The organism is Aquimonas voraii, from assembly GCF_900101825.1.
In the GTDB taxonomy this organism is placed as follows: Bacteria; Pseudomonadota; Gammaproteobacteria; order Xanthomonadales; family Xanthomonadaceae; genus Aquimonas; species Aquimonas voraii.
Genome location: NZ_FNAG01000008.1, coordinates 117,779 through 142,575, shown reverse-complemented (window position 1 = coordinate 142,575; position 24,797 = coordinate 117,779). Strand labels below are relative to the sequence as shown.

Here is a 24,797-nt window from a genome sequence, read left to right as displayed (position 1 = left end):
CAGCGACAAGGAGGGTCCGTGGTCATCCTGCACTCGGACCGGGGCGGGCAATTCATCAGCGGGGACTACCAGAGGTTCCTGGATCAGAACGCCTTGGTGAGCAGCATGAGTGCGGCCGGTCACTGTGCCGACAACGCCGCCTGCGAAGGCTTCTTCGGGCAGCTCGAGCGGGAGCGCGTGCATCACCAGAACTACCGAACCCGTGACGAGGCACGGGTCGATCTGTTCGACTACATCGAGCGGTTCCACAACCCCCGGATGCGACGTAGAGTCGCTCGCCGGGACCGTAGGTTTTCAGCCTTGTTCAAACCGTCCGCGGAAACGGGGTAGAACCCGTGGGCCTTTCAGCCCCATCAAGGCCCAGTTGTCTTGAGGATGCAGGACGATCGCTGGTTCTGCTTCGATCAGCCCCACCTCGACTGGATCATCGGGTATCTGGACCAGCACGGCCTAAGCGACACGTTCCCCCTCGCGATCGAGTAGCGGCTTGCACCTTCGCTCGGGTGCCTTGCGGCTCCTCCTGCGAGGCGCACTACGGGCTGAAGCATCAGCAGATTGAACCCTGCTGATCGGACCAACGTGCTTTCAACACCTCCAGCCGCAGCTGCCCCGACGCCCCCGGCGACACCCGCGCTTCGATGCTTGCCTGCGGATCGCGCTGCGCCCAGCGCGCGGGGTCGGCGGCCTGCACGTAGGCCTCGCGGAAAGGCAGGCCCTCGCGGGCGAGCTCAACAGCGAGGTCGGTGGCGTACATCGAAGGCTCCAGCGCGGCCTGCATGCGCTCTTGCACCCATTCAAGATTGCGCAGCAGATCGGGCAGCAGGGCCAGCGCCGACAGACCGCGGCCGAAGGCGTGCACGATCGCGCCTTTGCTGAACTGCAGGTCGCGGTGATAGCCGGACGGCAGGCTCAGCAGCTGGTCCAGCTCGGTGCGCGCGGCCGAGATCGAGGCGTGCACGGCGCGCATCAGCTCGACCACGTCGGGGTTGCGCTTGTTGGGCATGATCGAGCTGCCGGTGGTGTATTCGGCGGGCAGCTTGACGAAGCCGAACTCGGCGGCGGTGAACAGGGACAGATCCCAGGCCAGACGACGCAGATCCAGCGTGGCCGCGCCCAGCGCTTCGACCGCGGCCAGCTCGAACTTGCCGCGCGAGAGCTGCGCATAGGTGGCCGCCAGCTGCATGCGGCCGAAGCCCAGCGCGGCCGTGGTGTGGTCGCGGTCCAGCGGCAGATTGATGCCGTAGCCGGCGGCGCTGCCCAGCGGGTTGGCGTCGATCAGGGCCAGGGTGTCGCGGGCGCGCTGGGCATTGTCGATGAAGGCTTCGGCCCAGGCCGCCCACCACATCCCGCAGCTCGACACCATGGCGCGCTGCAGATGGGTATAGCCGGGCAGCGGCAGCATCGCTTCGGCCTCGGCGCGCTCAAGCGCCACACCGGCCGTCTCGACACAGAGCCCGTGCAGGCGGCTCAGCCGATCCTTCAGCCACAGGCGTGTAGCGACAAGCACCTGGTCGTTGCGGCTGCGGCCGGTGTGGATGCGCTTGCCGGCGTCGCCCAGCCTTTCAGTCAGCCAGGCCTCGATGGCGCTGTGCATGTCCTCGAAGCGCGCATCGAGCACGAAGGCGCCAGACACAATCGCTGCGTCCAGCGCGCTCAGCTCGCGTTCGATGCCGGCGAGTTCATCGGCACTCAGAATGCCGATGCGCTGCAGGCCCTGCGCGTGCGCGCGGCTGGCGATGATGTCGAAGCGAATGAATTCTCGGTCGAGGATCACGTCCTCGCCGGCCAGGAGGTCCTGGATGCGGGCGTCGACCTTGACGCCCGGCTTCTGCCACAGCAGTCCACTCACGGCAGACGCTCCTGTGCGTTGAGGCCGGCGAGCTCATCGAGGCCAAAGGCGAGATTGAGGTTCTGCAGCGCCTGGCTGGCAGCACCCTTCAACAGATTGTCCAAGGTGGAAACAATCACCACGCGACGGCCGTCGGCGGAGACGGTGAAGCCGCCGATTTCGACGCCGGTCTTGCCGGCGATGCGGCTGACCCAGGGCGCTGCTTCCGTCACACGAACCAGCGGCTCGTTGGCGTAGCGCGCGCGATAGAGATCGATCAGCTCGGCGACGGTGGTGGGCGCTTCCAGATGCAGGTTCACGGTCATGGTGATGCCGCGGAACTGCGGTGCCACGTGCGGCATGAACTCGATGTCCTCGGCCAGCTGCACGCTGACCTCGCGCTCATGGATGTGGCCGGCGAGGCTGTAGGGCATCAGGTTGTCGCGCAGCAGCTCGACATTGTTCTTGTCGGACGGGCTGGTGCCGGCGCCGCTGTAGCCGCTGACACCGAAGCACTGCACCGGCCCGTGGATGCGCCCGGCCAGCGGCGCGATCGCCAGCTGCATCGTCGTGGCATAGCAACCCGGATTGCTGATGCGGCGCTCGCCCGGCGCACGCACGCGGGTCAGCTCGGGCAGGCCGTAGTACCAGCGCGCGTCGAAACGGTAGTCGGCGGAGAGATCAAGGATGACGGGGTCTACGCCCGCCGCATCGACGGCAGCCACGAACTCCGCTGCCTTGCCGTTGGGCAGCGCCAGCACCAATGCATCGGCGTTCGCCTTGGCAGCGGCTTCCGGACCGTGGTTGACGTAGAGCAGCGCGGGATCGACGCCGTCCTCGAAGTCCGCCACGCGCTGGCCCTCGCGCTCGCGCGAGCTGACGAACGCGAGCTCGAAGGCAGGATGATTCTTCAGCAGACGGATCAGCTCGCTGCCGACATAGCCGCGAGCGCCGATCAGGCCGATGCGGATCTTGGAAGTCATGGGGTGCGGTCTCCGGGCATTTGGGCGCGGGAAATGGAAGTGATCATGTCGCCGAACATCACGGCCTCATAGGGTGGCCCCTGGCCCACCGTGGACTTCATGTCTCGACACGGCGCGATCGTGTTCACCCGGTGACGGCTCCGCGCCACGCGCCAAGCGCCACAGCAGATTCGCTCGCACGGGCGGCCACTCCGAATCCAGGATCGAATACACCACGGTGTCGCGCAGGTGGCCGTCCGGCATGCGCATATGCCGGCGCAGCACACCATCCTGCTTCGCGCCGAGGCGCTCGATCGCCGCCCGCGAGCGCAGGTTCTGCGCGTGGGTGCGCAGCTCCACCGCAACACAGCCGAAGCGCTCGAAGGCCTGCTGAAGCAGCAGGAACTTGGCCTCGGTGTTCAGCGCCGTGCGCTGCACGCGCTGGGCGTACCAGGTGTAGCCGATCTCCAACCGCGGCAGGCTCCAGTCGATATGGCAGCAGCGCGTGCTGCCAACGACCTCGCCGTGCGCATCGAGCACCACATAGGCCAGCGCCCTGCCCTGGGCCTGCTCGTCGAGCGCACGCGCGATGTAGGCCTCGACCGTGTCGGCATTCGGCACCGAGGTCACGCGCATATTCCACAGCTCGCCGTCACTGGCCGCGCGCACGAGGTCGCTCGCGTGCGCAGTCGTCAGCGGCTGCAGCTGCACGTGCTCGCCGATCAGCGACAGCGGCGTGGTGATCGGCTGCATCCTCAGCCCTTCAGCGTGGCCGGCCGCGCGCGACAGTGCTCGACCGCGAAGCGGATGTCTTCGAAGGCCTCCAGCCCGTACCAGAACACATTCCAGCGCTCGCCCTTGATGCAGCCGTCGCTCTCGCCGAAATAGAAATCGTTGATGGCGTTCTCGCGCCGCGAGCGCCAGAACAGCTTCGGGTTCTCCGCACGCATCACCTGCCAGGCGGCGCGGCCCAGACCCTCGCCTTGCGCATCGTCGCTGACCGCGAACTTGTCGAGGTGCGGGATCCCGTTCTCGAGGGTCAGGATCAGCGCCGCGCGATAGTGCTCGCTCACGTACACCCGATGCGGTTTGACCGAATCGAAATAGCCCTTGACCAGCTTGCGGCCGAAGCTCGATTCGATCAGCGCCTGCAGGCGCTTCATGTCGAGGCCCTTGAAGTTCTTCTTCGAGTGGATCTTCTCGCCGCGCCGCACCAGCGTGCCCGAGCCGCGGTGGGTGAACAGCTCCTTCGCGAGCTCGTCCGGCTTGGTGATCGACACCGACGAAGAAGGCGGCAGCTGCATCAGCAGGTCGTGGATCTGCTCGATCTTCACCTTCATGCCCGAGTGCAGCCAGTCCTGCTGCATCAGGTGCGCGTACTCGGTGGACAGGTTGATCGAGTCGATCACCCGGCCCTCGCCGTCCAGCAAGCCGCCGGTGCCGGTCAGGAACACGATCTTGTAGGGCTGCAGCTGCTTGACCAGATCATTGGCGGCCCAATCCGCATTCAAGTTGACCATCTGCCCGCCGGCGGTCTCACCCAGGCTGGTGATGACCGGGATCGAACCCGCCTTGATCGCCGCCTGGATGCCTTCGGTGTGCACCGTGGTGACCTTGCCGACCAGGCCGTACTTGCGCTTGTTGAGGAAGTCGGCCTCGAACACGCCGCCGGGGATCGAGGTCGCGCGCACGCCCGCCATCTGCAGGGCTTCGACGAGGCGCAGGTTCTCGCTCATGAACACGCGACGGACGATGCGCAGCACCTCGGGCGTGGTCACCCGCAGGCCGTCGACCGTTTGCTTGGTGATGCCTGCGGCCTTCATTTCCTCGTCGAGCTGCGGGCCGGCCCCATGCAGCACGATCGGGGTTAGCCCCACCTGCTGCAGGAAGGCCAGCGAACTGACCAGCGCCTCCATCTCATCGCGCAGGATCGCGCCGCCGACCTTGACCAGGGCGAAGCGCTCGGCGTCGACCTGCGAAAAGCGTTTCAGGTACTGCTGGATCTCCTTGGCCGAGGCCATGTTGGAGAGCAGGCGGACGATGGTGGGGCGGAGTTCTTTGGCCATGGGGCTTGATGGGTTCTGCGGAGTGGCTATGGGTGCGGGGCCGAACAGAGCGCGGGTGCGCTCGCACGGAGCTGCTTGTCTCCCCTCTCCCCTGGAGGGAGAGGGGTCGGGGGAGAGGGGCTCAGGTCGCGCTGACACGAGCTTTGCGAGCCTTCGGCTCCGTGGAACGTCCGGCTCAGGCGAACAGTCGCAGGTAGGTCTTGGCCACCGCGTCGAGCTGCTCCAACGCCACCCACTCATCGGCCGTATGCGCCCGGGCGATGTCGCCCGGCCCGTACACGATCGCAGTGAGCCCGGCCGCGGAGAACAGCGAGGCTTCGGTCCAGAAGTCCACGGCCGGGCCGACCGGCAGGCCAAGCTCGGCGACCAGCGCTTCGGCGCGGGCGAACTTGTCTGCGGTGTCGCCGCCCGAGGGCAACGAAGGGCCGCGGAAGGTTTCCTCGTAGTGGGCCAGGGCTTCGGCGGCTGCGAAGCCACGGAAAGTGTCGTGCAGGCCGTCGATCGAGTGCGAGGGCAGCGGACGGAAGCCGAAGCGCAGCTCGGCGGCCGGCGCGATCATGTTGGCCTTGATGCCGCCCTCGACGCGGCCGATGTTGAAGCGCAGGCCCTGCAGGCCGCCAAAGCTCTCGCCAGACTGCGTCTGCACGAAGTCCAGCGCGCGCCCGCCGAAGCGGATCGCCTGGTGCAGGGCGCTCTGCTCCATCGCCTGCGCGCCCGAGGCATGACCCGCGGTGCCCTTGAACTTCATCAGCACCGAGCTGATGCCGCGATGCGCCAGCACCGCGCGCGCCTGGGTCGGCTCGGCGACGATGGCCTCGGCGAAGTCGTGTCCCTGGGCAAGGAAGCCGGCGATGCAGCGGGCGTCATTGGCTTCCTCGTCGGTGGTGAACAGGAAGGCCGCATCGCCCCGGGTCTGCTCCGCCGCGGTGATCAGGCAGGCAGCCGCACCCTTGATGTCGCAGGCGCCCAAACCGATTGCACGGTCGGCGCTGACGCGCAGCAGGTGCGGATCGGCGCTCCAGTGCGGCGAGTCCGGCACGGTGTCCATGTGCACGTTGAACACGCGCTTCGGAGTGCCGCGCACCGCCAGCAGGGCGATCGCGCCGGCACCGAAGTCGGTGAGCTGGAAGCGGAAACCCGGCAGCGCGTGCTGCAGGTAGTTGAACATCGAGCGCCCGATCTCACGCGGTGGGTTGCGGGTGTCGAAAGCGACCAGCTTTGCAAGGTGATGGAGGATGCGGTCGAGCATGGATTGGGTCTGCCGTGGCCATACGGGGTGATGGATTGAAGGCTCGGCTTTGCCGGACCCTCTCCCCGACCCCTCTCCCATCCGGGAGAGGGGCTCAACAAGCAACTACTTGTTCACTTCCGCCCAAAGCGTGCTGCTCATGCCGAAGAGCTTGATGAAGCCCTCGGCCTCTTCCACGCCCCAGTCGGCCGACTGCGCGTAGACCGCGCCCTTGGCGTTCAGGATGTGCGGCGAGCTCACGGCCACCGCGTCGACGCGGGCGCCATGCGTTTCCAGCGTCACTTCGCCATTGACCTTGGCCTGCGAGCTGGCGAGGAAGGCCTCCAGGTCGTACTTCAGCGGATCGTGGTAGAAGCCCTCGTAGACCAGCTCCACCCACTTGCGCGCCACCTCGGGCTTGAAGCGGTTCTGCTGCTTGGTCAGCACCGTTTCTTCCAGCGCACGATGGGCGGTGAGCAGGGCGATCAGGCCCGGGGCTTCGAAGATGATCCGGCCCTTCAGGCCGATCGTGGTGTCGCCGGTGTACAGGCCACGACCGACGCCGTACTTCGCGAACTCGGTGTTGAGCCGCGCCAAGAGCGCCGCACCGGCCATGCGCTCGCCGTTGATCGACACCGCCTCGCCGCGCTCGAAGCCGATGCGCAGCTGCAGCGGAGCCGACGGCCAGTCGGCGCGCTTGGCGCAGAGCCCGCGCGCGCCCTCGCCCGGGGCTTCCCACTTGTCGATCTCGCCGCCGGACATGGTCACGCCTAGGAGGTTCTCGTTGATGGTGTAGCTCTTCTGCTTGGCGCGCACTTCGAAACCGCGCGCTTCCAGATAGGCCTGCTCGTAGGCGCGGGTCTGGGTGTGCTCCTTCTGGATCTCGCGGATCGGCGCCACGATCACGAAATCGCCCTGCGCCTTCACCGCCAGATCGAAGCGGACCTGGTCATTGCCCATGCCGGTGCAGCCGTGCGCGATGTGCTTGGTGCCGAGCTCAGCACAGCGCTTCAGCGCCGCGTCGACGATCAGGTAACGGTCGGAGACCAGCAGCGGGTACTGGCCCTGGTAGGCCTCGCCGGCCCAGACGAAGGGTTTGACGAAACCGTCCCAGATCGCCGGGCCACCGTCGACGGTGACATGGCTGGCCGCGCCCAGCTCGACCGCGCGGGCCTCGATGTAGGCGCGCTCCTCGGCATCGACGCCGCCGGTATCGGCGAACACGGTATGCACCTCGTAGCCGCGCTCGCGCAGCCAAGGAATGCAGAAGCTGGTGTCGAGACCGCCGGAGAAGGCAAGCACGATTCTCGTGCCGGGATTCGGGATTGGGGATTCGGGATTCGTTGAAGCGGGCATGCGGCGGTCCTTGGGGAGAGGGCGAGCAAACGAAGCGGATGTTGAAGAGCGATCAAGTCATGCGGGCTCGGACAGTTCAGGGCGCCAAAGCGAAGCAGCTCTAACGAATCCCGAATCCCCAATCCCGAATCCCGTCGCTGCTGCGCTCAGCGCAGCAGCGTGGCCATGATGGCCTTTTGCACATGCAGCCGGTTCTCGGCCTCATTGATGGCGATGCAGGCGGGGCTGTCCATGACCGCATCCGTGGCCTTGACGTTGCGGCGGAGCGGCAGGCAGTGGCTGAACACGCCGTTGTCGGTGAGCGCCATCTTGCGTTCGTCGACGATGAAGTGCTTGTGGGCGTCGCGGATGGGCTTTTCTTCATCCCAGCGGCCGAAGAAGGGGATCGCGCCCCAGCTCTTGGCGTAGACCACATGCGCGCCGGCATAGGCTTCATCCGGATCGTGGCTGACCCGGAAGCTGCCCTTGGCCTCCTCGACGTTGTCGGCCGCCCAGCGCATGTAGCGCTCGTCCAGCAGGTAGTCCGGCGTCGGGCACAGCAGGGTCACGTCCATGCCGAGGCGCGTGGCGATGGTCAGGGCCGAGTTGGCGACCGCGGTGTTGAGCGGCTTGGGGTGGTAGGTCCAGGTCAGCACGTACTTCTTGCCGCGCAGATCGTCGGTGCCGAAGTGCTCGCGCAGGGCCAGCGCATGCGCCAGCTCCTGACAGGGGTGCGTGATCGTCTCCATGTTGATCACCGGCACGGTCGAGTACTTGGCAAACGCCCGCAGCACCTTGTCCTCACGATCGACGGACCAGTCCTGGAACTTCGGGAATGCACGCACGCCGATCAGGTCTACGTAACGGGACAGCACGCGCGCCACCTCGGCGATGTGCTCCTCGGTGTCGCCGTCCATCACGGTGCCGAGATCGAACTCGATCGGCCAGGCGTCCTTGCCGGGCTGCAGCACGACCGCGTGGCCGCCCATCTGGAAGGCGCCCAGCTCGAAACTGGTGCGGGTACGCATTGACGGGTTGAAGAACACCAGCGCGATCGAGCGCCCGCGCATCTGCTCGCCCAGCTTGCTGCGCTTGAATGCGGCCGCTTGTTCGAGCAGACCGTTCAGGCCCTCTCGACTCCAGTCCTGGGTGTTGAGGAAGTGGCTCATCAGCGGTGCGTTCATCCGTGGGTACTCGTCGTCGTGTGGATTTCGTGGGCCAGAAACGCAAAAAGCCCGGCACACAGGCCGGGCTTTCCGTCAAACCAGCGTCGCAAACGCCCGGATCACCCAGCGATGTGGGCTTCCAGTCGGCGCGCGCGCGAGGTCATGCCAGCCGCCATGTAGGCACTGGTCAGGACATCGGCGTCGGCGGGCTTGGCGAACATGGGGGCGGAGAATGGCACAGGGGGCGGGGGCCAGCAAGCCGGCCCCCATGAGACTTTCGACTGAGGCTGCGCTTATTCGACCGGCGTCACGCTGACGCGCACACGCAGGTTGTTGCCGGGGTCGTAGGGCAGGCGCGCGAAGAACACTTCGTCCTTCAGCCGGTACTCGACGTCATAGCCGGACAGGCGACGCTCTTCGCGACTCACCTCGACGACGCGGCAGCGGGTTTCGGTGCCCTCGTAGCGACGCTCGGGGCTGTTGTTGCGATCAACATTGCGGCCGATCGCGCCGCCGGCGATGGCGCCCGCCACGGTGGCGGCACGGCGACCGTCGCCCCCACCCACCTGGTTGCCGACCGCGGCACCCACGATGGCACCAATCACCGTACCGGCGGTACCGGAGTCGCGTTCGCGGTAGACCACGCGCTCGTCCTCGCACTCCTCGCGCGGTTCGGAAAAGCGGATCGTCTCGTAGACCGGTGTCGCGCTCAGCACGGTCGCGTAGGTGTAGCGCACGTTCTCGGCGTTCGGGCCGGGCTGGGCCGCGGCGAATCCGCTGGCCAGCAGGGCGAGGGGCACGAGAGCAAGGCGACGGGATTGCGTCATTGCGGACTCCTGGACGATGCAGCCTCGGCGACCCCGACGACGCGGGACGTTGGGCCAAGGCGGCGCGGCCTGCGCAAGGCGCAGGCCCGGGCGAAATCGGTATCGGTCGGCGTCGCCTTCGGTCTTCACTGCCGGGTCGGCGCCAAGGATGCGCATTCCATCGCGCAGCGTGGACCGGATTCAATCAGTCCGGCGCTGAATCCGGGCTGTAGAAATCCGTTAAGCCCGCAGTGCGCGTTCGCGCCGGACGGTGTAGGCCATGTCGTGCCTGCAGTCCGGGTGCGTGCTTAGGACGCATGCAGACCCGATGCGCCGCGATGCGGAGCCCGGCGGCCAAGCGGCTAAACTGCGCCCCCTATGGACATCCGCCTCTACAACAGCCTGAGCCGCGCGCTCGAGCCCTTCCGCCCGCAGGACCCGAACCGGGTGACGTTCTACGTCTGCGGGCCGACCGTCTACAACTTCGTGCACATCGGCAACGCGCGCGGGCCGGTGGTGTTCGGCATCCTCGCCGACCTGCTGCGCCGGCACTACGGCCAGGTCGTCTACGCCCGCAACATCACCGACGTCGACGACAAGATCAACGCCGCCGCCACGGAACAGGGCGTACCGATCACCGCGATCACCGACCGCTTCGCCCAGGCCTATCGCGAGGACATGGCCGCGTTGGGCGTGGCGCCGCCGGACATCGAGCCGGCCGCCACCGCACACATCCCGCAGATGATCCGCATGATCGAGGCGCTGATCGCCCAGGGCCACGCCTACGCGGCCGAGGGCCACGCCCTGTTCGCGGTCGACAGCTATGCGAAGTACGGCGAGCTGTCCCGCCGCAGCACCGACGAAATGCTGGCGGGCGCCCGCGTCGAGGTCGCGCCCTACAAGCGCGCCCCCGGCGACTTCGTGCTGTGGAAGCCCTCGACCCCCGACCTGCCCGGCTGGGACAGCCCCTGGGGCCGCGGCCGCCCGGGCTGGCACATCGAGTGCTCGGCCATGTGCGAGGCGCATCTGGGCGAGACCATCGACATCCATGCCGGCGGCGTCGACCTGCAGTTCCCCCACCACGAGAACGAGATCGCGCAGAGCGTCTGCGCGCACGGCGGCAAGACCTTCGCCCGCTACTGGCTGCACAACGGCATGCTGACCTTCGACGGCAGCAAGATGTCGAAGTCGGTCGGCAACATCCGCCGCGTGCACGATCTGATCAAGGAACACCCGCCCGAGGCCCTGCGCCTCGCGCTGATGTCGGCGCACTACCGGCAGCCGCTGGACTGGTCGGAGGGCCTGATCGAGCAGAGCGTGCGCACGCTGGATCGTCTCTACGGAACCTTGCGCGATCTGGGCGACGCCGAGTCCAGCGAAGTCGCGATTCCGGAGGCGGTGGAGCAGGCGCTGGCGGATGACCTGAACACCCCGCTGGCGCTGGCGGCGCTTCAGCAGATCGCCGGCGAAGCGCGCAAAGCCGAAGGTGAGGCGCGCAGTGCGCTCAAGTCGCAGCTGCTCGCCGCCGGCCGTGCCCTGGGCCTGCTGCAGCAGGCGCCCGAAGCCTGGTTCGCGCGCGGGGTCAGCGCCGATGACGATGCCCGCATCCAGGCCCTGGTCGAAGAGCGCGTCGCCGCCAAGGCCGCCCGCGACTTCGCCCGCGCCGACGCCATCCGCAAGCAGCTCGCCGACGAGGGCATCGCGCTCGAGGACACGCCGCAGGGCTGCCGCTGGAAGCGGGCCGGATGAGGACGATCCCGTGACTGCCATCAACCGCGAATCGCCGTTTCCGCTGGAGCCGACAGCCGCCGAAGCGCAGGCCGCCATCGCGGAAGAATTCGGGTTCTTCGGCGACTGGTCCGAGCGCTACCAGTACCTGATCGACCTCGGCAAGAAGCTGCCGGCCTTCCCCGAGGAGTGGAAGACCGAAGCCAACCGCCTCACGGCCTGCCAGTCCATGGTCTGGGTGGTGCCGGAGGGCGATGCCGACAAGCTCGTCTTCCACGCCACCAGCGACTCGACGATCGTTTCCGGCCTGATCTATCTGGCCCTGCGCGTCTACTCCGGCCGCAGCGCCGCCGAGATCGCCGCCACCGAGCCCACCTACGTCGCCGACATCGGCCTGGCCAAGCACCTGTCGCCGACCCGCAGCAACGGGCTGGCGGCCCTGCTGGCGGTGATCCGCAAGCGGGCAGAGCAGGCCGTCCAAGGCGGCTGAAGCTCTACCTGCGCTGGCCCCAGCCTGCACACGCCGAGTGGTCGCGAGACGCCTCAGCGCCGCGGCTTCAGCGCGGGATGTGTTGGCGCGAGCTGCTTCGCGAGCTCGGCCTGCAGGCGCGCGATCTCCGCCGCTACCGGCTCGCCTGTGTCGGCGCGCAGCTGCAGATGCTCCAGTGCAATGAGCTGCCGGAGCGGATGCCCCGCCGGCGTTGCCACGATGAGGGCATCCAGGGCCTCGGCCAGCGCGCGGGCAGCCTCGAGTTCGCCGCGCGCATGCTGCAGCGCGACGCCCTCGCGGAGCAGCTCGGCGCGCTGGGCGGGCTGTGCCTCGCGCGACTCGGCGTCCAGTGTGTCGTACAGCGCCTGCGCAGCGCCCCACTGCTGCGCAAGCACATGCACGCGGATCTGCTTGATGCGCGGACGCAGCGCCCGTGCCGACTGGCCGGCCTCAGCGTAGGCCTGCGCGGCGGCGTCGAGCGAGGCGAGCGCTGTGGCGTGTTCGCCCGAAAGGGCCTGCGCCTGCCCGAGCGCATACAGCGCATTGGCGCGCGCCACCGCGTGCAGATTGGGCATGGCCAGCGCCGCCTTGGCCTGCGCGAGCGCGCCCTCGGCATCACCACGCAGGGCCTTGAGCCCGGCGAGGTTGGCGCGGTGCGAACCCAGATTGGGGTGCTCGGGCGCCAACCGCGCATGCAGGGCGATGGCGCGGGTGTAGTCGGCGTCGGCCGCCGCCCAGTCGCCAGCGCGCTGCAGGGCGCCGGCGCGGGAGGCGATCAGGGTGGCGTGGTCGGTGCTGTCGGTGGTGCCCAAGGCTTCATCCAGCGCCATGACTTCGCCGTAGCGCTGCGCCGCTTCGACATCGCGGCCCGAAAGATCGAGCAGCGCGGCCAGGGTGTACAGGGCGCTGGCACGGCGCCAGCGCAGATCGCCGCTGGCGCTCAGAGCATCCAGCTCGGCCAGCGCGCGCTCGGCCAAGGCCAGTTCATCCGTCCGCGCCTCGCCGCGGAACAGGGCGAGGTTGGCGCGGCCGATCAGGCAGTCGACGCGCACCAGCCGGGCGCTGCCCTGCAGCGCCTCAGCCTCGGCGATGGCGTGATCGTAGACAGCGATGGCCTCGCGCTCGCGACCCAACATGGCGAGTGCACTGCCCTGGCGGCAGGCGGCGCGCGCGCGCAGTTCGGGGTCGAGCCCCGTCGACTGGCTGGCAACCCGCTCCAGGAGGGTCAGCGCGCGCGCATGCTCACCGCGGTCCTGCTCGACCGCTGCCAGGCGCACCAGCAGGGCCTGCCCGGCGCGGGCATCGCTGTCGATCAGCCGCAGCGCGGCATCGCGCGCACGGTCCAGCCAGGCGTTGGCGGTCAGCGCCTGCTCAGCGCCGGCTTCGGCAAAAAGACCGGCAAAGGTGTCGACGAGGCGCTCGCCGCGGTCGGCTTCGGCCAGTGCGGCGTCGCGGGCCTGCTCGGCCTGCAGGCGCGCGGCCTCGGCGCTGCGCGCTTCCTCGCGCGCAGCGAGTACGCCGCCCACCAGCGCCAGCACCAGCGCCAGACCGAGGGCAGATTCCAGCGGATGCCGCCGCAGTGCCCGGACCAGGCGCTCGACGCGACCGGGCAGGCGCGCGGCGACGCTGTCGCCGGCCAGCCAGCGTTCGAGATCCAGCGCCAGCGCGTCGGCGCTGGCATAGCGTTGCTGCGGCGCCCGGGCCAGCGCTTTCAGCGCGATCGCATCGAGATCGGCATCGACACCCGTGACGCGTGCGTGCCGGCTCGGCGGCTCCGCATCGCGCTGGCAGACGCGCTCGACCAGCTCGGCCAGGGCGCGGGCGTCGCTGCCGTGCGGCGGTCGCTCGCACAGCGCGAACCACAGCAGCGCGCCCAGTGCGTGGACGTCAGTGCGCACGTCCGTGGGCTCGCCGCGCAGCTGCTCGGGCGCGGCGAACTCCGGCGTCAGCGCGGCCTCGCGGGTGATGCCGGGCTCCGCTTCGAGCAGCTCGCCGATGCCGAAGTCGAGCAGGCGCGGACTGCCGTCCGCCTCGACGCGCACATTGGCGGGCTTCAGATCCCGATGCAGCACGCGCTGGCCGTGGGCATAGGCCACCGCCCGCGCCAGCGCCAGCACCCGCGCCACGCGCTCGCGCAGGCTCGGATTCGCTTCGCTCAGCCACGTATCGAAGGCGCGCCCCTCGACCCACTCGGTGACCAGCCAGGGCCGGCCGTCGGCGCTCATGCCGCCGTCCAGCAGCTGGGCGATGCCCGGATGTCGCAGCCGCGCCAGCAGGGCGCGCTCGCGGGCGATGCTGCGCGCCGCCTGCGGGCGATCCATGCGCAGGAACTTGATCGCTACTGCGCGCTGGAAGGCACCGTCCGCGCGCTCGCCGCGCCAGACCTCGCCCATGCCGCCGCGCCCGACCGCGGCGATCAAGCGCCAGGGCCCGACCCGATCCGGCGCTGCCGCCTCGGGCTCGCGCTCCATCAGGCCCACCGACTGCTCGATCGCGCGCAGCCAGCCGCGCAGGGCTTCGGCCTCGTCGGCGGCCAGATCGACCAGCAGCGATTCGCGTGCGTCGGCCGGCAGATCGAGCAGCGCGTCCAGGCGCTCGGAGAGCGCGGCCCAGCGCGCGGCATCGACGCCGACCGGGCCGCTGGCGCCCGCGTTCATGCCGGCGCGCCGCCCAGAAAACCGAACAGCCAGCCGCGCGCCTTCAGCCAGTCGCGGCGGACGGTGACCTCGTTGACCTGCAGCAGCTCGGCGATCTCGCGATCGGTGAGCCCGGCGAAATAGCGCAGCTGCACCACTTCGGCGGCCCGTGCGCTGACCTTCTCCAGCGCGGCAAGCGCGGCATCGAGCTCGACCAGATCGAGTGCGGCCTCGGCCGGCAGGTCCTCGGCGGCGGACAGGGACAGGGCCAGGGCGCCGCCACCGCGCTTGTCGGCGCGCGCCGCGCGAAAGTGATCGACCAGCACCTGGCGCATGCAGCGCGCGGCAATGCCGAAGAACAGCCGGCGATCCACCTGCTCGGGCAGGCGCGCGCCGGCGAGCTTCAGATAGGCCTCGTTGACCAGGGCGGTGGTGGACAGGGTTTCGCCGGCGCCCATGGACAGGCGCTCGCGGCGGGCGATCCGGCGGAGGTCGCCTTGGGCGGCGGCGATCAGCTGATCGAGCGCGCCCGGCCGGGTCGGGTCAAGCTGGGCCAGCAGGCCCGCCAGACCCGAGCTCAGGCTTTCCCCCAGCTCGCGCGACAGCGCCTCGGCGTCGGCCATTCCCTCGCTCATGGACACGCGCCCCGCGCGCGGAGCGCAGCCGACGCAGCGAGCCTCTCGAAAGCGGGCGATGGGAGCATAGGGTCCGGCCGCGACAGTGTCCGGGGCGGAACTATAGGGCAACACGGATCCAGTCCATCCTGGCCTCGATCCGTGATCGCGAGTCCGGCGCAGGTCCGGACTCGTTTGTGCTGGATCAAGCCCCAACGCGCTCGATCCGCGGGCGCGCCCTCCATGGCGGGCGACAAGGCTGAATGCTTCAGCCTTGCCGCAGGGCCAGCCGGCGGCGCCCGGCAGGGGTGGATGCACGGATTCGCCCCCGCTCTACGCATGGGCTGTCAGGACACTCCCGGAGCCTCCCATGACACGCCTGCGCCCTGCCCTGCCATCCGCCCTCGTTGCGCTGATCCTGCTGCCCGGCGCCAGCCGCGCCGCCGACTGGCTCTGGCCCGACACCGTCTTCGGTGGCCCCTGCGCGGGCAGCCTGCAGGCCTGTATCGACAACGCCGCGGCCGGGGACACCATCCAGATCGTCGGCGACGAGCTGAACAACCCGGATCGCTATACACCGATCGACGAGAACATCGCGATTGTCCGCTCCCTGACCCTGCGCGCCGCGCCGGGCGTCGATGCGGTGTTCGCGCCCGAGCGCAGCTTGCGCGTAGACCTCGGCGCCGGCAGCCACACGGTGCGCCTGTCAGACCTCAGCTTTCGCCGTGGCGGCGTCCTGGTCACCGACGCAAGTACGGTGGCGGGCGGGCTGATCGATCTGCAGCGCCTGCGGGTGCTTGAACTCGGCGCCGCCGGTCAGCAAGCCGGCCAGTGCGGGCTGCAGGTCACGGTCAATGGAAGCGCCGCCCGACAGATCAACGTCGGCGACAGCCTGGTCGCGCGTGGGGCCGCACAGCCCGAACGGCCTTTCAGCGGCATCTGCGTGACCCAGGACGGCGACGGCGCGCTCAACGTCAACCTGTTCCGCAACCGGGTCCTGCCCGGCAGCGGCCGCAGCGCCTTTGGCCTGATCGCCTACAACCTGGCCGGCGGCAGCAGCGCGCGCGCCAGCGCCAACCGCATCTTCGGGCCCCGCGAAGACACCGCGCTGTACCTGTTGAGCCGGGACAGCGGCAGCACCCTGCGCGCCGAGAACAATCTGATCTCGGGCAGCAGCGGCGACCAGTACGCGCTGACTCTCAACGTGCCGGGCGGCACCGGCGTCATCGTCAACAACACGGTGGTGCACGGGCAGCGCGGCGTGGCCGGGGGCGGTCTCGCCAATACGCCCGCCGCCAGCCTGCGCGTTGCCAACAACCTGATCGCCTGGCAGAGCGTCAGCGGTGTGGCCGTGTCGGCAAGCAACAGCAGCAACGCCAACAATCTGCTGTTCGAAACCCTCGCCAATCTCTGGACGCCCGGACCGGGCACGCTCACCGTCGATCCGCGCATCGAGTCCGCGGGCTACCCGCGGCCGCGCTTCGATTCGCCGCTGATCAATGCCGGCAGCGCCGCCGACGCCAGCGGGCTCACCTTCGACGTGGACGGCGAGCGCCGCAGCGCGCTGGGCGCCGTCGACATCGGCGCCTTCGAGGCCAACGGCGAAGGCGCCGCGGTGATCACCGCGACAGCGCAGAACAGCTTCTTCAACGAGGTGTATGTCCAGCCCTTCCCCACCCAGCTTCTGGAGACGGACCACCTCGCCGTCAGCGAGCAGCGCGCGCTGCCCTCGACGCCCGCGCTAGGCCAGCATCTCGGCGTCTACCGCAACCCGCAAAGCGCCAGTGGCTGGTCGATTTTCCATCAGGACAGCAACGTCGACATGGCCCTGGGCCAGCGCTTCCACGTGATCGCGCCGGTCGCCAGCAAGACCGGCTTCTCCCATCTGACCAGCGCCGCCAACAGCAGCGGCGCGCTCTCGCGCATCGAGCACGCCTCGCTCAACGGCCTCAGCTTCGCCATCGCGATCGCCCTGCAGCGCTGGGAGGGCGCGTATCACGATGTGCCGATCGGGCTGGCCTGGACCAGTGCGGGCGGCGGCCGCTGGCAGCTGCGCAACGAAGACGGCAGCGCCATGCCCGCCAGCCTCAGCTTCAATCTGATGGTGGCGCCGCTGCTGTCGCCCAATGCGGCGCGCTTGAGCCCGGGCGGACAAAGCCTGCGCGAACTCCGCATCGAACACCCGCTGCTGGACGACAACGCCTGCGCCGCCCCCGTGGTCGGCCGCGTCGACGATCCGCTGGACGGGCTCACGGTCAACAACCCGCAGCGCTTCAGCCTTGCCTACCGGGCTCCCAGCGGACCCGGCGCGCCCGGCCGCTGGTTCATCGTGGCCGAGGGCAGCGGCACACCGAGCTTTCCGCCCAACGTGGCCTTCAACCTCATCACCGACGGGGCCCAGGCGGAACGCTGCCGCGCGCCGCGTGAGAACGCGATCTTCCGCAACGGCTTCGAAACCGCGGCCCGGTAGTCGACGCCTGCGTCGGGCTCAGGCGGTTTCGGCCGAGCCCGGCGCCGACGCAGGCTGCGCGGCCGCCGCGCTCTTGCCCTCGCCACCGATGTAGGCCGCGAGCAGCACCATCAGCAGGTCGCGCAGGCTGCTGAAACCCAGGCTGTGCGCATAGGTTTCGGGGTCCGGCAGCATCCGGTTGCCGGTCGAGGCCTCGTACCAGTGCTGCAGGGCGTCGGCGCCGATGCCGGCATCGGCCAGCTCAGGGCGCTCGATGCCGAGTTCCTGCAGGCGCTGTTGCTGGGCCTGCACCCGCTCGCGGCCAGCGTCCAGCCGGCCTTCGGCCTTCAGCAGGAGCAGCAGGAAGCCGTCCAGACCAGCCCCGGACTGGGCGATCAGGCGCTCGGCCACCACCTCCAACTGCAGCCAGTGGCGCCAGTCGCCGCTGTCCAGCTCCTGCTCCGCCCGATAGGCATCGAGCGCCGCCTGCCCGGCCAGGCCCTTGCGATCGGCCAGGCGCAAGGCAGCCGCCCGCAGCTCATCGGCAGTGGGCGGAGCCTGGCGCTGCGCCTGCTCGGAGAGCAGCCGCAGCAGCAGGGCTTCGCGCAGCAGTTCGCGCCGGTCCGGCGCCAGCGCGCGCACGTCGCGCAGCAGCGCGTCATGTTTCACAGTCGGCGACTGCCCGCTGTCGGCACTGCGCAGGCGCGGCTCCTGCGAGGCCGCCAGCCCGCGCCAGAAGCGCGTCTGCTCCAGAGCGAACGTGGCCGCGTGCGGACGCGCCGGCGCCGCCAACTCACGCGCGAGGGTGTCCAGCAGCTCGATCGCATCCAGCGCTTTGGCGTCGTCCTCGCGACTGATGCTGCGGATCGCGTCCTCCACCGCTGCGCCGAGCGCCAGCGCGCGCGCATCGGCCAGCAGCTCGGCCCAGCTGCGCTCCCAGTAGGGACGCTGCTTGCTGAGCTCGGCAAGACGCGCGGCCTGTTCCGCCCCCAGCAGGCCCTGGCCCTGCAGGCGCTGCAGCAGGGCGCGGATCGACACCATCGCCGCCGACAGCGGACGGAACGCCGCCTCGGCCGGCGCATGCACTACCGCGACCTCGTCGTCGTCCTCCAGCACGCCATCGCGGAAGGCCTCGAAGATGCGACCAACCCCGCGCATGCCGAAAGCCTGCAGCTCGGCGGCGCGCAGCGCCCCCATGCTGGAGGCGCCGTGCACGTGCACCCCGCGTTCGAGCGCGAACAGGATCTCCTTGTGCCAGACCGCGGGCACCTGCTCGAACACGCCGTCGATCAGGGCGATGTGGTCACCGGGTCGGGCGCGGCTGCGCACCAGCGCATAGACGTCGCCCATCGCCACCGGCGGCAGGTATTCGGCCTGCAGATGGGCGCGGGCGCGTGCCAGCGGCAGGCTGGGACCGAGGAAGACGAAGCAGTTCATGCGGCATCCTCCGCCCGCCAGACCCGCCCCTGGCGGACGCGCCGCCCGCCCAGCAGGACGGTGGGCGCCGCAAGGCCCGGCACCACGGCTTTCACCACCGGCACGCCTAGCTGCGGCTGCGAGAGATCGACCACCAGCGCCTGCCCGAGGCCGACCCGGCGCAAGCCCTCCAGCAGGGCGTCGAGATCCGCGCGGAAGTCACTGCCGGCCTGGCTGCGGCGCTCGGCGAAGCGCCGCTGCGGCGCGCCCTCGGCCATGCGCGCGCGCAGGCTGGCGAGCTCGTCGGGGTGGCCACCACGCCGGTAGTCCTCGGGGAAGATGTCGTCGCGGCTGCCGCTGATGTGGGTCAGGCGGCTTTGCACGGCTTCGGTGATCGCGCGCAGCAGGGCGATCGCCGGATCCAGATGGCAGCCGTAGCCGTTGAAGGCCGGCAGGTGGCGCCAACGCGTCTGCTCGGCGGCGTCGACGATGCAGCAGGCATACACCGGCACGCCGGTGTCGATCGTCAGGTCGAGCAGGCTGAATTGCATGCCCGCCTCGCGCAGGCGCAGCAGCAGGCCGCGGCAGTCGACATCATCGACGCTGTCGGGATCGACCCGCAGCGCGGCCTCGTGGCGGCGCAGGGCATCAGCGCGACGGGCGATGGCGTCGCGCTCGATCAGCTCGGACAGGGCATGGCAGGTCGCCTCCAGCAGGGAGTTGCCGCCGGCCAGACCGTTGCTCGACTGCACGAAGGCGGCGCCAAGCTCACCGCCGGGGCCGACCACATAGGAGGTGCTGACGCAATCCAGCGGCAGCCAGGTGTCGCGCCCGTTGAACAGGTCGAGTCCCTGCACCCAGTCGATCGGCAGGTCGGCGCGCGGCGGCGCGGCCTCGTAGTGGCCGAGCCCGCCGATGTCCGCCACCGCCGCGCCCTGCGCCAGCCGCCGCGCGGATTCGCGGCGCAGCGGCAGCATGATGTGTTCGGCATGCCAGTTCTCGATCGACTCCATGAGCGCCGAGACCTTGGCGCAGTCGTGGCTCAGGCCCTTGCCCTGCGAGGACGACAGCCCGCGCGAATTGGGCCGGATCGCCACCCACACCGGCAGGCCGATGTGGTCGAGGCCGGTGATGTTGGCGAGCCGGGTGATGCCGAGCTCCGGCATCAGCGGGCGCAGCCGCGCCAGGGTCTCCTGCGGTGCGCGCTGGCGCTGGGTGCCCGCGCGATAGCGCTTCTCCGCCGGCGCGCGCAGCGCCTCCGCAAGCGCGCGGCTCATGCCAGCGCACAGCTGCTGGCGGCCGGCATGGCCAGGGCATCGGCGCGCCTCGCGCCGCAGCAGGGACAATCGGGATCGCGGCGGAAGGCGAGCCGGCTGAAGCGCGCGGCCAGCGCGTCGTAGCGCAGGGCGTGGCCGACCAGCGGCTCGCCCACACCGAGGATCAGCTTGATGGCTTCGGTCGCCTGCAGCAGGCCGATGGTGCCGGGCAGCACGCCCAGCACTCCGGCCTCGGCGCAGGAGGGCGCAAGCTCGGGCGGCGGCGGCTCGGGGTAGAGGCAGCGGTAGCAGGGACCGCCCGGCGCGGCGAACACGCTGACCTGGCCATCGAAGCGGTACACCGAGCCGTGCACGAAGGGCAGGCCCAGGGCCACGCAGGTGTCGTTGATGACGTAGCGGGTGGCGAAGTTGTCCGAGCCGTCGACGACCAGGTCGTAGTCGGCGAACAGCGCGCGGGCGTTGTCGCTCGACAGACGCAGCGGATGCAGGCGCAGGCGGATGCCCGGATTGAGCGCCGACAGCCGCGCCTGCGCGCTGTCCAGCTTGGGCCGGCCGACCCAGTCATTGGCGTGCAGCACCTGGCGCTGCAGGTTGCTCTCGTCGACCACGTCGTCGTCGACCAGGCCGAGCGTGCCGACGCCCGCCGCCGCCAAGTACAGGGCGGCCGGCGAACCGAGTCCACCGGCACCGATCAGCAGTACCCGCGCCTGCAGCAGGCGCAGTTGTCCGGCCTCGCCCACCTCGGGGATCGCGAGGTGGCGCTGGTAGCGGCGGCGCTCGGGGGCATCGAGCGTGCGCGGCAGCTCGACGGCCTGACCGGCCTGCTTCCAGGCCTGGATGCCTCCGTCGAGGCTGTGCACCCGCGTGTAGCCCAGCGTCAGCAGGGTTTGCGCGGCGAACAGCGAGCGCGTGCCGGACTCGCAGTACACGACGAGTGCGCGGTCGCGGTCCGGCAGCCGCGATTCGGCGCGCACCTCGAGAAAGCCACGGTCGATGTGCAGGGCGCCGGGCAGGTGGCCCTGCCGCCATTCGTCATCGCTGCGCACGTCGACCAGCAGCGGCGCTTCGCCAAGGGCGCCCAACTCGGCCACGCCGATACGCGGGATCGACTGCTGCAGATGGGCGCGCCACTCGGCCAGGCTGAGCCCGCTGCCGCCTGCCACCGCCGGCAGGATCTCCAGCACGCGGCGCCCTTCGAGCGGCGTGTCCAGACCCGCGTGCATGCGCACGTCCTCGTCGTCGAGGAACAGGTTGACGAAGCGCCGCAGGCGGCCGTCCTCATCGAACAGCTGCGCGGCCAGCCCGGGGTGCTGCTGGACCAGGGCCCGCAGCGCCTCGCCGACGGCGGACGCGCTGACCTCGACTTCCTTGCGGCCCTGGGTGTGGCTGCGCAGCGGGGTGGGTATCAGGACGCGGATCATGCGGATTCCTCGCGGAGTGGATGCGCGCGCCAACCCGCTTCGGTGCAGGCGAAGGCGCCGATGTCGACCGTCCCGGCGGCATCGATGGCGACGATCAGGTGGTGGTAACCCGGCCAGCAGGCTGCGGCCTCGTCCTTGGCGGAAGGCCAGGCGCGTCCACCGGGATGGCTGTGGAAGAAGCCGATCAGCTCCAGCCCGCGGGCCCGTGCCTGCGCGCCGGCCCTCTGCAGGTCGGCGGGCTCCAGGGCGAAGGCGGTGCCGCGATGGCCGGCGGCGACGTTGTCGAGCGCGAGGGCTGCCGCCACCCGCGGTGGCGACGGCGCGGCGTCCTCGCCCAGCAGCACGCCGCAGGCCTCGTAGGGCCAGCGGGCGCGGGCGGCGGCGAGCAGCTCGGCACGGGCCTGCACGGACAGGTGGAGGGCGGGCTCAGGCGGCATCGGCATGCTCCACGAACTGCCCCTTGTCGAGGTAGCAGCGGCGCCGCGCGACGGCGGCGGCGCGCTGGTCGTGGGTCACCATCAGGACGGTCTTGCCGAAGCGCTCGTTGAGCAGGGCCAGAGTCTGCAGCACCTCCTCGGAGGACTTGCGGTCGAGGTTGCCGGTGGGCTCGTCGCAAAGCAGCAGCTTCGAATCGGCGACGATGGCCCGCGCGATCGCCACCCGCTGCTGCTGCCCGCCGGAGAGCTGCGAGGGCAGGCGCGCGGCGCAGTCAGACAGACCCACGAGATCCAGCGCTGCGGCCACCCGGCGACGGCGCTCGGCGGCATCCAACCGGGTCAGCAGCAGGGGCATTTCGATGTTGCGCGCCGCGCTCATCACCGGCAGCAGGTTGTAGGCCTGGAACACGAAGCCGACTGTGCGCGCGCGCCAGGCGGTCAGCTCGCCTGCGCTCATTCGATCGAGCCGCTGGCCGAGGCAGCTGATCTCGCCGCGATCGGGACGGTCGATGCCGGCCAGCAGGTTCAGCAGGGTGGTCTTGCCCGAGCCCGAGGGGCCCATGATGGCGACGAACTCGCCCTCGGCGATGTCGAGGTCGAGCTCGTCCAGAACGCGCACGGGTTCGGTGCCGCGCTGATAGGTGCGGCCGATTCCGCGGAGTCGGAACAGGGGCTCAGCGGACATCGGCCAGGCCCTCGCCGTCGAGGAAGGCGACCTTGACGGCCTTGTCAGGCAGGATCCGCGGATCGCGGTCGAGCAGCTCGATCCGCACGCGCACGGTGCCGCGAGCGCGGTCGGCATTCGGCATCACCTTGTGCACGCGACCGGCGATCGTCCAGCCCGGATGCGCATACAGTTCGGCCTCGACCGCCTGGCCGGGCTGCACCCGAGCGATCATCTGCTCGTTGACGTCGACCACGATTTCCAGGGATTCCATGTCAACGATGGTGCAGATGCCGGTGCGGGTGTAGCCGCCGCCGGCCGCGCTCGGCGCCAGCACCTCGCCGGGCTGCGCGTTCTTCGACACCACCACGCCGGCGAAGGGCGCGCGGATGCTGTGGTCGTCGAGCAGCACCTCGAAGCGCTGCACTTCCAGCGCGGACAGCTGCAGATCGGCGCGGGCCAGGTCGACCTGCGCCCGCGCCGTCGCCAGCGCGGTCGCCGCGCGCTCGATGCTGGCCGCACTGGCATAGCCGTCGCCGCGCAGCGAGCGCTCGCGCTCCAGCGTCTGCCGCGCCTCTTCGGCCTGCGCCTCGCTGCTGCGCAGGCGCGCTTCGGCGGCGCGCCGACGCGCCTGGGCGAGACCCAGCTCCAACCGCGCCTGGGTGTCCTCCAGCCGCGCCAGCACCTGGCCCTGCTCGACCAGGCTGCCCTCCTCGATCGCCACCTCGGTGATCAGGCCGAGCGTGCGCGCGGACACCGTCGCCACCCGCGCCGCGCTGATGTAGCCCGAGGCTTCCAGCCGGGTCGCAGGCAATGCCGGCGGCGGCGCCGACGCAGGGGCGGCCGCCGCGCTCGCGACGGGCGCCGGCACGGACTCGGCATCTTCCGGCCCCAGCAGCAGGTAGCCGAGCACCAGGCCCTGCGCCAGCACCAGCGCGCCAAGCAGCCAGGCCAGGGGCGGCATCGGCGCACGCGCGCTGGCCGCGGCCTGCCCATGGGCGGGCGGGGGTGAGCCCAGCATCCGCTGCAGCAGGGCCTCGCGACGCGCGCGCTCTTCCTGCGATTCCCCGGCGCGTGCGCGCTCATCCATCACTTCGTTCACCATGCGAACTGCCCCCGGATTCCACGCGCGGCGGGCACGATCCCGCCGAGCAAGCCCACCACCATGGCCAGGCCCAGCGCCTGCGCCGCCGCGGCCGCGTCCACCCGCAGCACGTACTGCACATGCGTGTAGCCCTCGCCCAGCGTGTTGGCACCCAAACCATCGATCAGCAGCAGGGCGAGCAGCAGACCCAGCAGCCCACCCAGCGCGCTCAGCAGCAGCGCCTCGCTTAGCACGGCGAGGAAGATCGCCGGCGTGCCGAAGCCCTGCAGGTGGAGGATGCGGATCGAGCGACGCTGTCCGTAGACGCGCGTGCTCATGATGTTGAAGACGCCGGCGATGCAGCCCAGCGCCAGCAGCAGCGACAGCGGCCAGCCGACGTAACGCATCAGGAGGGTGGTGCCCTCGACCTGGTCGCGGTAGCGCTCGCGCTCGGTGCGCACGTCGAGCTCGAGCCGCGGGTCGGCGTCGATGTGGTCCTGCAGGGCGGCGAGGCTACCGGCGTCGCGCAGGTCGAGGCGCACCGACTGCAGCTGGTTCTCGCGCCGATAGGCCGACTGCACGGCGGCCAGCCCCGCCCACAGTTCGGCCTCGAGCGCGGCGCTGTCGAGCGCGAACACGCCGACCACGGTCCAGTCGCGACCGGCCAGACCGAGCCGGTCGCCGAGGCGCACGCCGCCGAGCCGCTGCTGCAGGCTGCGGCCGATGATCAGCTCGTTGCGGCCGTCCTCGTACATGCGCCCTTCGAGCAGCCGGAAGCCGGCGCGCAGGCCCGGCCCGGCGCTGCCGACGCCGCGCAGCAGCATGTTCAGGCGGGCGCCGCTGGCGTCGGTGAACAGACTCACGGTCATCGCGAATTCGGGCGAGAAGGCCACCCCAGCGGCGGCCGGCGCCACCCGCAGCAGCTCGACCTGCTCGCGCGACAGGCGGCTGGTCGACTCCGAGGTCGCCTGGTCCCACAGCACCACCGCGACGGCATCGCTGCCGGCATTGCGCGCGGTGTATTCGAAGCCGCGGGTCATGCCGAGGAAGCCGAGCACCACCAGCATCAGCAGGGTCACGCTGAGCAGGATCGACAGGCTGGCCCAGCGGCTGCGCCAGAGGTTGCCCAGCGCCACCGGCAGCAGCGCCAGGTACTGGCGCAGTGCACCGACGCGCTCAGAGGCCGCCAT

21 protein-coding genes are annotated in these 24,797 nt (G+C 70.2%); 4 read left to right on the top strand and 17 right to left on the bottom strand.

Translation table 11 applies throughout. The features are described from left to right. Window positions 1–330 (top strand): IS3 family transposase (locus BLP83_RS13175; RefSeq protein WP_143006676.1); only part of this gene is annotated, 330 nt, incomplete at its 5' end. Window positions 331–547: 217 nt separating this feature from the next. Here BLP83_RS13175 and argH read toward each other — a convergent pair. The 8 genes from argH to BLP83_RS13135 all read right to left on the bottom strand — a co-directional run bounded on the left by argH (window position 548) and on the right by BLP83_RS13135 (window position 9,412). Continuing rightward, the gene (gene argH / locus BLP83_RS13170) at window positions 548–1,849 is read right to left on the bottom strand and encodes an argininosuccinate lyase (RefSeq protein WP_091243610.1); all 1,302 of its coding nucleotides are present in this window, start codon (window positions 1,847–1,849) and stop codon (window positions 548–550) included. Next, entirely contained in the window at window positions 1,846–2,811 is a 966-nt protein-coding gene (gene argC / locus BLP83_RS13165; protein WP_091243607.1) for an N-acetyl-gamma-glutamyl-phosphate reductase, read from the bottom strand. The genes argH and argC overlap by 4 nt, the downstream gene beginning before the upstream one ends. Before the next feature lie 66 nt (window positions 2,812–2,877). Then, window positions 2,878–3,543, bottom strand: a complete 666-nt coding sequence (locus tag BLP83_RS13160) for a GNAT family N-acetyltransferase (protein WP_091243606.1) — start codon at window positions 3,541–3,543, stop codon at window positions 2,878–2,880. Window positions 3,544–3,545: 2 nt separating this feature from the next. Beyond that, entirely contained in the window at window positions 3,546–4,856 is a 1,311-nt protein-coding gene (locus BLP83_RS13155) for an acetylglutamate kinase (protein ID WP_091243603.1), read from the bottom strand. Window positions 4,857–5,031: 175 nt separating this feature from the next. Continuing rightward, window positions 5,032–6,105: an acetylornithine deacetylase gene (locus tag BLP83_RS13150; protein WP_091243601.1), complete on the bottom strand. Its 1,074-nt coding sequence runs from the start codon at window positions 6,103–6,105 to the stop codon at window positions 5,032–5,034. 105 nt (window positions 6,106–6,210) lie between these two features. Next, complete coding sequence (locus tag BLP83_RS13145) at window positions 6,211–7,440, bottom strand: argininosuccinate synthase (protein ID WP_091243598.1); 1,230 nt, start codon at window positions 7,438–7,440, stop codon at window positions 6,211–6,213. A 146-nt stretch (window positions 7,441–7,586) separates the two neighbouring features. Continuing rightward, window positions 7,587–8,603, bottom strand: a complete 1,017-nt coding sequence (locus tag BLP83_RS13140) for an N-acetylornithine carbamoyltransferase (RefSeq protein WP_245680041.1) — start codon at window positions 8,601–8,603, stop codon at window positions 7,587–7,589. Window positions 8,604–8,878: 275 nt separating this feature from the next. Continuing rightward, window positions 8,879–9,412 (bottom strand): glycine zipper 2TM domain-containing protein, encoded by a 534-nt coding sequence (locus tag BLP83_RS13135; protein ID WP_091243623.1) that lies wholly within the window; start codon window positions 9,410–9,412, stop codon window positions 8,879–8,881. A gap of 357 nt (window positions 9,413–9,769) precedes the next feature. Between BLP83_RS13135 and cysS the strand changes: the two genes are divergently transcribed. Both cysS and BLP83_RS13125 read left to right on the top strand, forming a co-directional pair. Beyond that, window positions 9,770–11,140 carry a cysteine--tRNA ligase gene (cysS, locus tag BLP83_RS13130; RefSeq protein ID WP_091243596.1) on the top strand — a complete coding sequence of 457 codons (1,371 nt, stop codon included), beginning with the start codon at window positions 9,770–9,772 and terminating at the stop codon, window positions 11,138–11,140. Window positions 11,141–11,159: 19 nt separating this feature from the next. Beyond that, on the top strand, window positions 11,160–11,609 hold the full coding sequence (locus BLP83_RS13125) for a SufE family protein (RefSeq protein ID WP_091243621.1): 450 nt from the start codon (window positions 11,160–11,162) through the stop codon (window positions 11,607–11,609). 53 nt (window positions 11,610–11,662) lie between these two features. On the opposite strand, the gene BLP83_RS13120 is transcribed toward BLP83_RS13125, so the two are convergent. Beyond that, on the bottom strand, window positions 11,663–14,266 hold the full coding sequence (locus BLP83_RS13120; protein WP_091243593.1) for a serine/threonine-protein kinase: 2,604 nt from the start codon (window positions 14,264–14,266) through the stop codon (window positions 11,663–11,665). Then, window positions 14,263–14,880, bottom strand: a complete 618-nt coding sequence (locus BLP83_RS13115; protein WP_091243591.1) for an ECF-type sigma factor — start codon at window positions 14,878–14,880, stop codon at window positions 14,263–14,265. The genes BLP83_RS13120 and BLP83_RS13115 overlap by 4 nt, the downstream gene beginning before the upstream one ends. A 349-nt stretch (window positions 14,881–15,229) precedes the next feature. Between BLP83_RS13115 and BLP83_RS13110 the strand changes: the two genes are divergently transcribed. Continuing rightward, the gene (locus BLP83_RS13110; protein WP_091243589.1) at window positions 15,230–17,329 is read left to right on the top strand and encodes a DUF7452 domain-containing protein; all 2,100 of its coding nucleotides are present in this window, start codon (window positions 15,230–15,232) and stop codon (window positions 17,327–17,329) included. Window positions 17,330–17,347: 18 nt separating this feature from the next. Here the strand turns inward: BLP83_RS13110 and BLP83_RS13105 are convergent, their stop codons facing one another. From BLP83_RS13105 to BLP83_RS13075, 7 genes are read right to left on the bottom strand one after another with little or no spacing between them, the layout of a single operon-like run. Beyond that, window positions 17,348–18,745 (bottom strand): TfuA-like protein, encoded by a 1,398-nt coding sequence (locus BLP83_RS13105; protein WP_091243586.1) that lies wholly within the window; start codon window positions 18,743–18,745, stop codon window positions 17,348–17,350. Further along, window positions 18,742–20,001 carry a YcaO-like family protein gene (locus tag BLP83_RS13100; RefSeq protein WP_143006675.1) on the bottom strand — a complete coding sequence of 420 codons (1,260 nt, stop codon included), beginning with the start codon at window positions 19,999–20,001 and terminating at the stop codon, window positions 18,742–18,744. The genes BLP83_RS13105 and BLP83_RS13100 overlap by 4 nt, the downstream gene beginning before the upstream one ends. Further along, window positions 19,998–21,422, bottom strand: a complete 1,425-nt coding sequence (moeB, locus tag BLP83_RS13095) for a molybdopterin-synthase adenylyltransferase MoeB (RefSeq protein WP_091243582.1) — start codon at window positions 21,420–21,422, stop codon at window positions 19,998–20,000. The genes BLP83_RS13100 and moeB overlap by 4 nt, the downstream gene beginning before the upstream one ends. After that, on the bottom strand, window positions 21,419–21,859 hold the full coding sequence (locus BLP83_RS13090; protein ID WP_176764195.1) for a M67 family metallopeptidase: 441 nt from the start codon (window positions 21,857–21,859) through the stop codon (window positions 21,419–21,421). The genes moeB and BLP83_RS13090 overlap by 4 nt, the downstream gene beginning before the upstream one ends. Then, complete coding sequence (locus tag BLP83_RS13085) at window positions 21,849–22,544, bottom strand: ABC transporter ATP-binding protein (RefSeq protein WP_091243578.1); 696 nt, start codon at window positions 22,542–22,544, stop codon at window positions 21,849–21,851. Before BLP83_RS13085 ends, BLP83_RS13090 begins: the two co-directional genes overlap by 11 nt. Beyond that, window positions 22,534–23,628 carry an efflux RND transporter periplasmic adaptor subunit gene (locus tag BLP83_RS13080; protein WP_091243575.1) on the bottom strand — a complete coding sequence of 365 codons (1,095 nt, stop codon included), beginning with the start codon at window positions 23,626–23,628 and terminating at the stop codon, window positions 22,534–22,536. Before BLP83_RS13080 ends, BLP83_RS13085 begins: the two co-directional genes overlap by 11 nt. Then, window positions 23,622–24,797 (bottom strand): ABC transporter permease, encoded by a 1,176-nt coding sequence (locus tag BLP83_RS13075; protein WP_091243573.1) that lies wholly within the window; start codon window positions 24,795–24,797, stop codon window positions 23,622–23,624. The genes BLP83_RS13080 and BLP83_RS13075 overlap by 7 nt, the downstream gene beginning before the upstream one ends.